Origin of the sequence: Streptomyces sp. NPDC014733, assembly GCF_043083385.1 — a bacterium.
Taxonomy (GTDB): Bacteria; Actinomycetota; Actinomycetes; order Streptomycetales; family Streptomycetaceae; genus Streptomyces.
Map to the genome: position 1 here is coordinate 1 of NZ_JBIBYO010000030.1, position 12,659 is coordinate 12,659.

Annotated in this window: 10 protein-coding genes; 6 read left to right on the plus strand and 4 right to left on the minus strand. The window is 68.4% G+C overall.

The annotated features are described in order from the left end of the window. The first annotated feature begins 338 nt into the window (after positions 1-338). Positions 339-809 carry a hypothetical protein gene (locus tag ACF1BH_RS30750; protein ID WP_391647710.1) on the plus strand — a complete coding sequence of 157 codons (471 nt, stop codon included), beginning with the start codon at positions 339-341 and terminating at the stop codon, positions 807-809. 252 nt (positions 810-1,061) lie between these two features. On the opposite strand, the gene ACF1BH_RS30755 is transcribed toward ACF1BH_RS30750, so the two are convergent. Then, positions 1,062-1,454, minus strand: a complete 393-nt coding sequence (locus ACF1BH_RS30755; RefSeq protein WP_391647711.1) for a hypothetical protein — start codon at positions 1,452-1,454, stop codon at positions 1,062-1,064. A gap of 73 nt (positions 1,455-1,527) precedes the next feature. Between ACF1BH_RS30755 and ACF1BH_RS30760 the strand changes: the two genes are divergently transcribed. Continuing rightward, positions 1,528-2,004 (plus strand): hypothetical protein, encoded by a 477-nt coding sequence (locus tag ACF1BH_RS30760; RefSeq protein WP_391647712.1) that lies wholly within the window; start codon positions 1,528-1,530, stop codon positions 2,002-2,004. Between the two features lie 485 nt (positions 2,005-2,489). Here ACF1BH_RS30760 and ACF1BH_RS30765 read toward each other — a convergent pair whose 3' ends face one another. Beyond that, a complete protein-coding gene (locus ACF1BH_RS30765) occupies positions 2,490-4,907 on the minus strand; it encodes a Helicase associated domain protein (protein WP_391647713.1) in 2,418 nt (805 codons plus the stop codon). Between the two features lie 487 nt (positions 4,908-5,394). On the opposite strand from ACF1BH_RS30765, the gene ACF1BH_RS30770 reads away from it, so the two are divergent. From ACF1BH_RS30770 to ACF1BH_RS30780, 3 genes are read left to right on the plus strand one after another with little or no spacing between them, the layout of a single operon-like run. Next, on the plus strand, positions 5,395-6,417 hold the full coding sequence (locus ACF1BH_RS30770; protein ID WP_391647714.1) for an ABC-three component system protein: 1,023 nt from the start codon (positions 5,395-5,397) through the stop codon (positions 6,415-6,417). Continuing rightward, complete coding sequence (locus ACF1BH_RS30775; protein ID WP_391647715.1) at positions 6,414-6,890, plus strand: ABC-three component system middle component 2; 477 nt, start codon at positions 6,414-6,416, stop codon at positions 6,888-6,890. The genes ACF1BH_RS30770 and ACF1BH_RS30775 overlap by 4 nt, the downstream gene beginning before the upstream one ends. Further along, the gene (locus ACF1BH_RS30780; RefSeq protein ID WP_391647716.1) at positions 6,883-8,745 is read left to right on the plus strand and encodes a hypothetical protein; all 1,863 of its coding nucleotides are present in this window, start codon (positions 6,883-6,885) and stop codon (positions 8,743-8,745) included. The genes ACF1BH_RS30775 and ACF1BH_RS30780 overlap by 8 nt, the downstream gene beginning before the upstream one ends. A 157-nt stretch (positions 8,746-8,902) precedes the next feature. Here ACF1BH_RS30780 and ACF1BH_RS30785 read toward each other — a convergent pair whose 3' ends face one another. Continuing rightward, on the minus strand, positions 8,903-10,207 hold the full coding sequence (locus ACF1BH_RS30785) for a DUF2399 domain-containing protein (RefSeq protein WP_391647718.1): 1,305 nt from the start codon (positions 10,205-10,207) through the stop codon (positions 8,903-8,905). After that, positions 10,207-11,025, minus strand: coding sequence for an SbcC/MukB-like Walker B domain-containing protein (locus ACF1BH_RS30790; protein WP_391647719.1), 819 nt, complete (start codon positions 11,023-11,025; stop codon positions 10,207-10,209). The genes ACF1BH_RS30785 and ACF1BH_RS30790 overlap by 1 nt, the downstream gene beginning before the upstream one ends. A 128-nt stretch (positions 11,026-11,153) precedes the next feature. Here ACF1BH_RS30790 and ACF1BH_RS30795 point away from each other — a divergent pair, with 128 nt between their 5' ends. Continuing rightward, positions 11,154-11,846: a hypothetical protein gene (locus ACF1BH_RS30795; RefSeq protein ID WP_391647720.1), complete on the plus strand. Its 693-nt coding sequence runs from the start codon at positions 11,154-11,156 to the stop codon at positions 11,844-11,846. Positions 11,847-12,659: the final 813 nt, after the last annotated feature.

Consider the following 12,659-nt stretch of genomic DNA (forward strand, 5'->3'; position numbering starts at 1 on the left):
TAAGAGATGCTGCGCGATCTCTCAACGAAAGTGCCCGCGTTGCGGGCACTGAACCGATCCGCGTAGCGGATCGGGCCACGCATAGCGTGGCTAAGACGCCGGCAAGCCGGCGGTGGGGATCCGCGTTGCGGATCCCCACCAGTTAAGTGCCCTGCGTTGCAGGGCACTTGTCGAGGCCACGTTTGCGGCCTCGACTGGGCAGGTCCGCTTCGCTCCCCTGCCTAGGCCCCGCAAGCGGGGCCGGCTGGCTACAGGGAAGGGTGCTGCCCATGGTTGACGGTTCGTCATGCTGCGGTGTCGATTAGCCAAACTGCCTTCCGGGTAGGGTGATGTTCGGCATGATCGCAACCATGGTTGGTTCTACGGTGCGCTTACGATTCACGGACTTCCTTGCTGATCCTCATGACCCTGATGTCATGCGTCGGGCCTTGGAAGTTGAGGCGGATGTGATGACTTTTGAGGGTAAGACAGCAACCTTCTGGTTGAAGGGGGTTGAGGTCTGTAGCTATCCCGTCGAAGTCTTGGCTTCGGTGGAGATGCAGGGGGAGCATGCCGTTGCAGACTCCCGTAAGTACACGGTGGAGGATGTGCGGAAGCGGTATCGCAATGCGTATCAGAGGTGGTCTGCGGAGGATGACGAACGTCTGTTGGACATGCATGACACGGGGAGCAGTGTCGAGGAGCTCGCGGAGTTCTTTGGGCGTCAGCTCAGCGCGATCCGGTCAAGGCTCGACAAGCTGGGTGCTAATGTCGAAGGTCCTGGAGTGCCACCTGCTTCCTCTCAACAACCCGTGCAACCTCCTTTTTGACGCTGGCTCGCAGGCCGTTGTGGGGGAATGGATCCGTTTTGGGTCCGGACGATAGGGGATGGAGCTCGCGCTTTCTCGAGGTGCTTCCTTCATGAAAAAATTTTGATGGATCCGTTTCTTCGTCCTGTCCCGTTTGCTGCGGCGGCCCCTCCCTCAGATCCCGCCCACCCGTTTCTGAACCGTCTCACAGAGCGCGGCCCCTCAGTGGACACCTGCCAATCCGCCCTGACGACAGCTAGGTACACAACCACCTCATAGCTGCACCATCGCAATGGAACCGGCTGCGTCCTTGGCACTTGGGGCGAACTTGCAGCACATCACAGTGCTCCCGTAGTCAGCTGCCAGCGCCCGCTGGGCTGAAGGAGCTGGCTGGGGTGGCAGGCGGCCGCCCTGCGCGCCGCGGCGCAGGCTCAAGCCGAATGTGACCAGTGGCAGCAGCAGGCCGTGCGGCAAGCTCGGGCGGCACACCAGATGGGCCTGTTCGCCGAGACGGTTCGGGAGCTCGCCGGCCAGTTCCCCCACGATGCCGTGGCCGAAGCAGACCGGGCGGAAACCACCCGGGCCGAGGCATCGCGTGCCGCGCACATGGCCAACGCCCATGCCTCGCAGCAGGACCGGATCGCCCAGGGCAAGGAGAGTTGCCACCGCGCGGCGCTGGGCCGGTGGCGCACCTCGGCCGTGGCTCAGTCTTGGCCGACCGCACGCGTGGCGCGCGGCCGTGGAGATGGCCCTGCTGGGTGACTGGGTTGAGGCTCTTGGCCAGCGCCTGAGCGGCGATGCAGAGATCATGGAGCTGCTCCACTGGCATACCGAACGGGAACATCGCTGTCTGCAGCCGCTCTGGGAGCGAAAATCCGGCGGCCGCACAGTACGGCTGCTGGAGGCCCCGGTCTCGTCGGAAGTGTCCGTAAGAGATGTCGTCAGCGATGACCGGCGCCCGGAGAACGGCCTGTTGCATGGCGAGGTGGACGAGGGCCGCGTCCTTGCCGTGCTCGCGGAGCTGACACCCACGGAGAGAGCCGTAGCCATGGCCTACGGTGCGCAGCGTGTGACATGGGCCCAGGCCGCGGCTCTGAGCGGCGCCGACGATCCGGATGCGTTCGGCAACCGAGTGCGCCGCAAGCTGAGACGACTGGGACTGCGCCACCGTGCTGCGGCAAGCCCGTTCGCCCCGGTGCCGGCGGCCGGCCAGTGAACATTCTCCGCGCAGCCACAGCCGAATATCTAGCGAGCCTTGCGGCAGCACTCACGCTGGTCGCAGCGCGCAGCGTCAGGCAGCGCTTCAGGCAGCGAACTGGCCTCGCTCCGAGCCCGCCAGCCGCAGATGCGACAGCCGAGCCCCACTCGGGACCGCGCTGAAACGCTCGGCTGCGGGATGTGTACGACGCCTCCCTAAGGCAGGAGGCGTCGTAACACCCGGGCTCGGCACCCTTATGTTCGCGACACCGGGTCCGCGTGGGCGCTGGACGACCTGAGGGCCGCGGTGTCACCGTGCTCACGGACGACCGAGGCACCCACCTCGCCATCGACGGAGGACCTCCGGCCAGAGGAGCCCTCCTTGCAGGATGCCGCAGGCGGATAGGTGAACCGGCGCTCCCTCGCACGTTGCGCGGGTCCGCCACCCCACTCCTGTGCCTTCGTGAGGCTGGCCGCGTAGGCGTGGACTCGTGTATGTGTGCGTCAGGCCAGGGTGGCGGGAACAGTGGTGTCTTCGGTCCAGTCGCCGTCGAACAGGGCGGCGACCAGGCGGACGTGCTCGTCGGGGAGTTGGTCGGCGCGGTGCTTGGTGCGGGCCTTGGCGAGCCAGGCTCCGATTCTGACGGTTTCGCCGTCGACGCGGATCGACTCGCGGGCGGTGGGGGCGCGGCCTTCGCGATGGAGAAAGAGTTCCAGGAGCTGAGCAGCCTGTTCAAAGGAGCGGCGGGTGCGGCGGGTAGGGGCCAGCGAATTGTTGTCGTGGGTCAGGCCGAGGTCGGACAGGAGTCGCTGCTGGTCGGGGTGGAGGGTGTGCCAGGTGGTGAGCTGGCGGTGCAGCCAGGCGCCAATCTTCACCGTGCCGAGCAGGGTGTCGTGGGAGAGGGCAGCCGGGTCGTGGCCGGCAGCGAGATGGCCGTGGAGCAGGTGGTACTTGCGGTGCCAGTCAGCACCATGGGGTAGGCGCCAGTGAGGATCGAGTGCGGCAAGGTTGGCGGCACGCGCCGGGGCCAGTTGGTCTTTGGTGGCGAGGTGGCGTTGTTCGGCGAGCCAGGCGCCGATTTTGGTGGTGGCGGGGGCAGCCAGGTGGCCGTGGGCGGCGTGGTAGTCGCTGGCCGCGGTCAGACGGGCGCGCCAGGCGGCGGCGTGCTTGTCCCAGATCATGTTCAGGGCGTCGAGTTCGGCGATCCAGTCCGCTTCCAGGCGGCTGGCGGTGTACGCGTCGCGCATGGTGGTGATGAAGCGGCCGAGTTCAAAGCCTGCCGGGTCGGTGTGGTCGGCGGGGACGTCGAGGTGGCCGTAGGTGTCGTTGAACGCCTGGGCGGAGACGAGGCCTTCGCGGCGGGTGCGGGTGAGGGCACCGTGGGGGTTGAACGCGATGAGGTCCATGGCGCGGGCGATGCGTTCGGGGTGGGTCGTGTAGTCGAAGTGCCAGCGGTGCTGGATGAGGCGGCTGGTCTCGGTGGTGAGGCGGTTGGTTTTGTTGGGGAGGCGTTCGAGGATGCGGTGGTCGTGGCTGGCCAAGGCGGTGGTGATGGCCCAGACGGGTTCGTAGGCGGTGCCAAGGATGTTCTCGGGGTCGTCGCTGGGCGGGATGTAGACGGGGACGATGAGGCTGGCGGTCTTGCCGGAGACATCCAGGCGCAGGGCGCGGCCGAGGCCCTGGACGCAGCGGATGATGCTGCTGGTGGGGTCGGCGAAGACGACGGCGTCGACGCTGGGGATGTCGATGCCTTCGGCGATCACCTTGGCGTTGGTGAGGATCGCGCGCGGTGAGGCAGCGAACCGGGCGAAGATGTCGGAGCGTTCGTCGGCGGTGTGGTCGCCGTGGACGAAGAAGACGTCTGGGTCAAGGCCGGGGAAGCAGTCGGGGTCGGCTTTGCGGAGGCGGCGCAGGGTGTGGGGCAGTTCGCGGGCGAATCGGATGGAGTCTTCGACGAGGTGGAAGAAGACCAGGACCCGACGCATGGAGTGCTTCGCCATGGCGTTCAGGACGGCGAGGTGGAGTGCGGTGGTGCGCAGCGCATCCTCGGGTTCCGAACCAAAGCTTGTGGCTGTGCCAGGGGCAGGGAGGTTGAGGCGGGCGCGGAGCTCGGTGTCGGTGACGGTGGGGACCACGATGCGGTAGTCCGCGGCCACGTCGTCGGCGATGGCCTGCGCTAGGGGGTACTCGAAGACCTTCTTTCCGTAGACGGCTTCGTTTTCCATGCTGTTCGCCGCCGCGTCCGCGTCCGGCTCGGGTGTGGTGCGCGGCCGGCGGCGGGCGGTGCTCGCGGAGTCGGTGAGGTCGGGGGCGGCGAAGCTACGCGGGGTGGCGGTCATGTAGAGGCGGCGGTCTGCGTGGATGCGGCTGCCGTCGTTGATGACGGCCCACTTCTTGTCTGCGCGGCCGGCGATGCGGTGTGCCTCGTCCATGATGGCGAGATCGAAGGGCGGCACGGTGTAGCGGGTGTGCTGCGTCGCCTCGATCTTGTCGAGCGAGTCGTAGGTGGAGACCACTGTCAACGCGGGGAGTTGGTCGTCCCTGTCCCCCACGACCGACATGAGCGCGGCCAGTGCCTCGGGGCTGCTGGTCGAGCCGACCCTGCGGGCGGCCAGGGCGTCATGGCCTGCGGCGTCCATCGACGACACGACCACCATGTGCTCCAGGTGGCCGTCGCGGCGCCAGGCGAGCGCGGTCTGCGCGGCAAGGTCCAGCGTGGGTACGACGACCAGCACCAGACGTGCGCCGAGTTCGTCCGCGGCCCTGACCGACACCAGCGTCTTGCCCGTCCCCGTCGCCGCGACGTACAGCGCACGCGAGCCCGGCCGGCGCAGATGTCGTACGACCGCCCCCAGCCCCTGCACCTGGTCCGGGCGCAGCTCGGGGTGGTGGGAGAGGGGGGAGTCGACCGGGGGGACCATGCGGGACATCATGCCGCACAGGCCCCAGCCTGCAGACGCGCGGTTGAAGGGCTGGGCGGGCTGGCCCGGTGTGCGGCCTGGTCAGCGGCGTGTGGCCGGGGGTGTGCAGCACCGGGAGGAACGGGGCTACTCCCCCACACGACAGCCCTGCACAGGGCACGGCAGATGTCACGGGGGCTCTCAGCGAAGGCGCCAGGCACATGGTGGTCAGGGCCGGGTCAACGGCCGTCGGCTCCGGCACCGGTTCCTGTCGCCGGTGGGTGGAGGCCTGTGGCGGCGCCGTCGTGGCGGTGTCTGGCTGAACCCCCTCTGTCCCTGGTGTGGAGATGGTGATAGGAACGTCTGGGTTTGGGGTTCCACTTGATGCGCGACCGGGGGATCAATGAGCACGTCGGGGTGGTCGTCTGCGTTCCACGCTGAGCCTCTGTTTTCCGAGCTGCCGAAGCCGTCGCAGGCCCCAGTGACAGTGGTCTCCCCCATGATGGCTATGCCTCCCGCGCTGACGCCCAAGCAGATCCTGGTGCACCACTCGGCCGACGGCTGGGAGGAGTTCATTTACGAGTGGGTGATCGCGCTCAAGGAGGCCGACTACGTGGACGTGGTACGCATGGGGGGATCCAACGATCGTGGCGCGGACATCGCGGCGTTCCTGACCCAGGAGAAGACCGACGGCCCCTGGCACTGCTTCCAGTGCAAGCACTATGACAGGGCGATCGGCGCTGCCGCCGCGTACCCGGAGATTCTCAAGATCCACTCTGCGGTTGCTGAACGGCAGTACCGGATGCTGCCTGAGCGGTACATCTTCGTCGCCCCAAAGGTCGGCGCCTCTTTCATCCAGCTTCTGGCGAAACCCTCGACTCTCCGCTCAGGCTTCTTCGAGTGGGCAGAGAAGAACAGGGCGAAACTCACCGAGGAGTACAGCAACGGCACTCTGGAGCGGGCTCTGGACGTCGCCCGTCAGTCGGACTTCTCGCGGTTCGAGGCCGGCAACCTCGACAAGATCCTCGAACAGCACGCCACGACCCCCCATCATGTCAGACGGTTCGGTTCCCCTCTGCCTGACAGACCAGCCCGCCTTCCGGCACCCGCCGAGCATGCGCCTGAGGAAGCCCGCTACGTCCAGCAGCTCCTCGACGTCTACTACGAAAAGTGGGGATGCCTCCCTTCCTCGCCAGACGCGGCACACGCGCACCCGAAGGCGGGACGGAACCTGCAAAGGCAGCGGGAGGCCTTCTACCGCGCCGAGCAGCTGCGCATCTTCGCGCGGGACAGCGTCCCCCCAGGCACGTTCGAGTCCTTGCAGAACGCCGTGTACAGCGGGGTCGCGGAAGTCGAGGAGGACGACTTCGAAACCGGCTACGAGCGGCTCAAGGCCGTGCTCGCGGCCGCCAGGATCATGGAGCTGGGAACCAACGTGCTGCTGCAGGTGGTGGACCCGGACGACCGCAAGGGCATCTGCCACCAGCTCGCCAACGACGACCGCCTCACGTGGGTCCAGGAGGAGCTGTGAACCCCCTGAACAGCCCTCTCGAGGTCGGTATGCGCACCCTGGTCCTGCTCACGGCGGCGTTCCCCGAGCCGCTGGACGTGGCCCGGCTGGTGTACCTGGACCACGTCATGCTGCACAGCGGCGAACTGGACGGGCCGCCCAGTCTTCACCCCTCGCTGCCGGCCGGGCCGGGGGAGCTTGCGATGAGGCGGTACCTGGTGGAGCAAGGCCTGCTCGTGCTGATGCGGGCCGGGCTGGCCGACGTGGAGCCCACCGCGGATGGCCTGCTGTACCGGGCGAGCGAGGAGGGCCCTGGGTTCGTCGACATCCTCGAGGCGCCCTACGTCGGCGCGTTGAGGGACAGGGCGACATGGGTAGTCGCCGCCCAGTCGACGCCCCAACTTGATGTCCGCGCTGCGACACGGGCCATCACCGACCGGTGGGCCCGCGACTTCGACTCACAACTGCCTTCCCCGGGAAGTGACCATGCCTAGCATCCGGCTTCTACACCTGACTTTTGCCGGCGCCGACCGGGAGAGGGCGCAGGTCGTCTTCGACCCGAAGTTGACCGTGATCTACGGCGCCTCGGACACTGGAAAGTCGTTCGTTACCGAGGCCATCGACTACATGCTGGGGGCGCGCAAGCTCAGCCTGATCCCCGAGGCCGAGGGGTACTCGCAGATCCTGCTCGGCTTGGAGCTCCCCGACAGTAGCGTCGTCACCCTCGTCCGGGGCCCCCAGTCCAGCCGGGTCGGCGTCTTCAACGCCGACGTGCGGGACCTTGTCTACCGGGCGGCGGACTTCGAGCTGAGCGTGAGTACCAGGGGCTCGAACAACATCTCCCGCTACCTCTTGGGCAGGCTCGGGCTCGAGGGCGCTCTGATCGCGACGAATGACACCGGCGGCACCAAGGCTCTGGGGTTCCGCGACCTGCTGCACCTGTGCCTGGTCAGCGAGACGCGGATGGTGTCCAAGGTGTCGCCTGTCCTGCGCTCCACCGGCGCCAGCGGGCAGACGGCCCACAAGTCCGTGCTGAAGCTGCTCCTGACCGGACACGGCGAACCGGCGGCCGACGCCCGGCCCAACGCGGCCCAGCGACGGCTGCAGAAGGGCAAGATCGGGCTGCTGGACCAGCTGGTCCTTGACCTGCAGCGCCAGCTCGACCCGCAGGGCGGCAACGAGGGCGAGCTGGCGGAGCAGCTGCGGCGCCTTCTCGGATACCAGGACACCATCGCGTCGTCGCTGCGGGAGATCTCCTCACGGCACGCCGAGGCCGTGGCCCGCGGAGCGGGACTCGCCGTCACTCTCGGCCAGTACGACCAGCGCCTGGCAGAGATCGACGACCTGCTCGGGCGCTTCGGGCTGCTGCGAAGCCAGTACGAGTCCGACCTCGCCCGCCTGGCGATGGTCAATGAAGCGGGCGGACTGCTGGGGTACTTCCGCACGGGCCCGTGCGTGTTCTGCGGCGCAGACCCCGCACACCAGACGGCGGGGCACGACCTGCAGGAGACGACCGCCCTGCACGCGGCGGTCACGGCCGAGAACACCAAGACCCGTCACCTGCTGTCCGACCTTCACCTGACCATCGACGGTCTGCGGATACAGCGCGAGGAGCTCGCCGGGCAGCGGCAGGACAGCGCGGCGCAGAGCAGCCGGGCCGACCTCGAGATCGCACGCATCGAGGAGGAGTTGCGTCCCGTGGAGGGCCAGGCGGCGGAAGCGATGGCGGCTCGCTCCCGGGTCGAGAAGGAGCTCGGGCTGCACCAGCGGATCCAGGAGCTCGAAGAGGTACGTGCCGGGCTGGTCGCTGACGGGGCCGTCCCCGGCGGCCGCCCCACCGGCAGCATCCCGGCAGGTACTGTCGCGGCGTTCGACCGCGCCATCGAGCGCACTGTCGAGGCCTGGCAGATCCGTCTGCACGGCGTGTCCTACGACCAGTACACCGCGGAGCTGTTCGTGGGCGATCGTGCCCGTGCCGGCCACGGCAAGGGAATGCGGGCGGTGCTGCATGCCGCGTTCGCCGTCTCGCTGGCCGAGTACGGCCTGGACAAGGAACACCCCCATCCCGGCTTCGTCATCCTCGACTCCCCCCTGGTCACCTACCGCCAGCCCGGCGGTACGCGGCGCACCGACGACGAGAACTTGCCCGACAGCGTCATTGACTACTTCTACCGCGACCTGTTCCACCGCTTCGCCGGGCAGGCGATTGTCGTGGAGAACAGCGACCCGCCCTCCGACATCGCGCGGGACGCACAGGTGTACCTGTTCACCCGTGATCCCCAAGACCACCGCTTCGGCTTCTTCCCGGTCGGGGCGGAGGCGCCGGGCAGCAGTCTGGGCGAGGGCTGAGCAGGGCTGTCCCACCCTGGCCGTGCGGGGCAGCCCTGCGGCGTGGCCGGGCGGTATCTCCCTCTGGTCTGGGGCATTGTGCGCGAGGAAGCTGGCCTCCAGCCAGCCCAGCCGCGGAGGCAGCATGACTCGTTGGCCCGGTACGCGGTCCCCGCGGTCACGTGCAGCCGGGGGCCGCGGTCCCGGCTGGGCGCTGCGCGACCGGTACTTCGCGGCTGATATCGGGGTGCAGGGGGTCGGACGTGCTGGGGCCGAGCAGCATGTCGACGATGGCGCTGTTCTCCTGGTAGATCCTGCCCTCGACGCCGCTGCGGCCGCCGGGAGGCTCATGGTCGCCTGCTCCGCTGCCGGCTCGCAGCGGCCAGCTCCAGCCGGGCTCGGTGTCAGTGGCGCTGCGGTGCGCTGCGGTGTCCATGGCGACGGGTGTGGCGTGGTATCGCTGGTGGACCGCTGCGGCAATGGCATGGCCCCAGGGGTCGTGGTCCCCGGCGTACTCGACGGCGAGGCCCGCGTCGCGCGTGAGGGCGAGCAGTGTGTGGTCGACGGCGCTGAGGGTTCCTCTGGTGCAGGCGAGCGGTCTGGTGACGCCGCGTTCGAGTGCTTCGTCGATGAGGGAGACATTCTCGACAATGAGCAGCCGTTGGCTGGCCTCGAGGGTCGGCGGGTGCGCGGTGAGGTCGTGCAGTGTGAGGTGGACGGGGCGCCGGTCCTTGTAGGCGAGGTTGAGCGCTCGGTCGGTGGGGCCGTCGCCGACGGCCCGGACGTTGAGCAGCAGGACGGTCTGGGACAGGCGGTCGGCGACGACGCCGAGCCGTGCCAGGAGGGCGCGCTCGGCCGCCGGTGTGTCGGGCTGTCCTGCGTTCAGGAGGTCGCGGGCCAGGAGGACGAGTAGTGCGCCGCGGCCGTGGTCGTTGAGGTCGAAGTAGTGGGGGTCGACCGCGCAGTGGTGGGCGAGGCGGGCCAGTGACAGCGGCCTCGGCAGCGGGAGGAGTGCACGGGCGCGTGCGAGGGCGTCGATGAGGAAGCGTCTTTCCGTGAGGGTGTCTTCGCTGATGCCGTAGGAGCGCAGGCGCTCGGTGAGGAGTGGGGCGTCGGGCAGGGCGTGCGCGGCGTGCGAGTCGATCTCTGCGCGCAGGAGGCGGGCCGCCGTTCGCGTGTTGGCGGTGTCGGGGATGTGGATGCCTGCGTTTTCGATGAGGTCGCGCAGGTCGTGGTGTGTGCGTCCGAGGGCGGCCAGGACCCGGGGCACGGGAATCGTTGTGCCTTTGCCGCCGTCGCGGAGCGGCCGGATGCGTCCTGTGCTTGCGGTGTGGGCGAGCCAGCCTGCGATGCGCGCTCTGGCGGGGCGGCTGAGGGGGACGGTGACGGTCTTGATGGTGGCGGGGTCGGCTCCTTGGGCCAGGCGGTCGGCCAGTGACTGCCACAGGGGCCGGATGTCGGGGTCGTGGAGGTCGCTGGGCATCAGGCGCTCCCCTCGGGTTCGGGCTGCTCGTGGGGGCGCGGTGTGGGGATGTCTGCGCGGATGCGGGTGGTGTGCGGTGTGCCGGTGCCGGTCCAGATGCTCGGGATGGTGTAGCGGGCGGTGCGGGTCTTGTGGATGCGGTGGATGCCGATCGACTGGGTCTCGGCGACCAGAAGCGGCCGCATGGAGGGCAGGGTGACGACGGCGTCGAAGTCCCAGGTCCGTAGGAGTTCAAGGAGTTTGCGGAGGTTGCTTGAGTCGAGGGCGGCGTCGAGTTCGTCGATGAAGACCATGTGGGGTCCCTCGTAGTCCTTGGTGGAGTAGAAGGCGTGTGCTGCTGCGAGGAGCGGCAGCATGGTGACCAGTCGCTTCTCCCCTCCGGAAAGGCTTGCGAGGGGGTTGTTGCGGGGGGTGAGGTTGCGGAAGACCTCCGTGTCGCTGGCGGGGTCGTCGCGGAAGTCGTTGTGGGTGAGCGCGATGTCCCATGTGAACCAGTTGCGGTAGTTGAAGACGTGCTCCACGCGCTTGGCCCACGTGGGGTAGTTGGCCTCTTCGTTCTTGAGCTGTTCGACGAAGAAGTCGTACATGCGGTCGAAGTCGCCTGCGAGGTCGGCTTGCTGGATGAGTTTGAGTGCCTCGCTGGCGACTGCGTCGTCCTTGGGCAGCCATTGGAGGCGGATGCCGACGTTGGCTACGCCGGTCCGGACTCCGTCGATGGTTCGGGTGATGTCTTCGACGATGCTGCGTGCCGTGTCGATCCGGGTGTTGATGTCTCTGCGCAGTTCGGAGAAGACGACGCCCTTGACCTCGTTCTGCACCTGTTCGCTGAAGTCGTTTTCCAGCCTGGTGATGGTGTGTGCGAGGCCCTCCAGGATGGCGCCGAGGGGCTGGATGTGGGTTTGCGTGGTGCCGGTTTCGCCGCCGTGGCCGAGGGCCTGCTGAGGTTGTGCCTGATACGGCGGTCGAGTTGCGCCCTGGCCTCGCTTTCGACCGCGGCTGCCTGCTCTGGGGCCGGTGTGTCGTCGAGGCCCCGCTGCTCGAGGAGGGCTTGTGCGATGTGGAGGGCGTCCTCGGGTTCGGGGCGGTGGAGGCTTTCGCTATCTGCGAGTTCGGTGACCAGGCCGTGGTCGAACAGTGCCTGCAGCTGGCTCAGGGCTGCTGCTCGTCTCTCTCCGGCCGCCTCGAGGCGGTCTGTGCGGTCTCGGGACTCGTCTCCCTTGCGGGAGTGGTCGAGGCGGGCCTGCTGGTCGGCGGCTCTGCGCTCCGTGAGGCGGCTGTCCAGGTCGCTCTGTTCTCTGAGGCGTCGTTCGAGTTCGGCGGACAACTGTTGGTACGGGCGCTCATGCTGGCGTACCTCCTCGCTGTGACGATGGCGTGCCTGGTCGGCGGCCCGTTGGTCGTCGGCGGCGCGTCGGCGCAGCCGTTCGGCCTGGTCTTTGGCGGCGGCTTCGCTGCTGAGGCTTCCTGCTGCGGTCTGGGCGGCGAACTGGGCGTGCAGGGCGGCGTCGCCCCAGCTGCTGAGCGAGGCGATGAGCGCCTGCAGGCGGTTGCGGTAGCGCTCAAGGGCCTTGGCTTCCACTGGGAGTCCGGCGAAGGCGTTGTGCGCTGCGGAGCGCAGGCGGGAGGTGGCTGCGCTTAGCTGGCTCGTGTGCCGGCCCAGCGTTTCCTCGGCTGCGGTCGCTTCCTTCGCTGCCTCCTGCGCGAGCTGGTGGGCTCGGCCCGCTGCCTCCTGGGCCGGGCACACGAGGCCGAGCTCGCTCGGGAGGTTCCTGCGGTCCTGTTCCGTTTCGTGTGCGGCTTGCCGTGCACTGGTAAGTGTGCGGTGTGCATGGGCGGCCTCGGCCTGGGCGCTGGCTGCGTGCTCGTGGGCTGTGTGCAGGGTGCGGGTGGCTGCGATCGCGGACTTCGTGGCGATCGTCGTGGTGGTGGTGTGTCCAGTGAGCTCGGTGCACAGTGTCCGGGCGGCTTCCACGGCCTGCTGGCTCATGGGGAGGCACGCGTCTTTGCATGCCTGCTCCGCGGTGCGTGAGGTGGACTGCCGGTGCCCCTCCGCGGCCGCGGCGGTCTGGGCGGTGTCGTGGGCGGCGGCGTTCTTGGCTTCGGCCTCGGCGGCAGTGGCGGCGGCGGTGTCTTCGGCGGTGCGCCAGGGTGTCGGGTCGGGGCTGGTCTGTTCGCGGTCGGCGGCGGCGAGGTCGTCTTTGAGGGTTCCGACAAGGGAGCGGGATGCGGCCAGTGCGCTGGCCGCGCGGCGGCGGTTCTCTTCAAGGTCGGCGAGGAGTTGCTGGCGGGCGCGTTCGCGGGCTGCGGCGCCGATGTGGCAGGCGTCCCAGGTGGCCGGGGACGCGGCGGCCAGGGGGCCTAGATGAGTAAGTCCGAAGTGGTGGTCAGTGGTCGTAGGCGGTCAGGGATCGTGTGATCGGTTGTCCGGTGGCTCGGTTGTGCCAGATCGCGG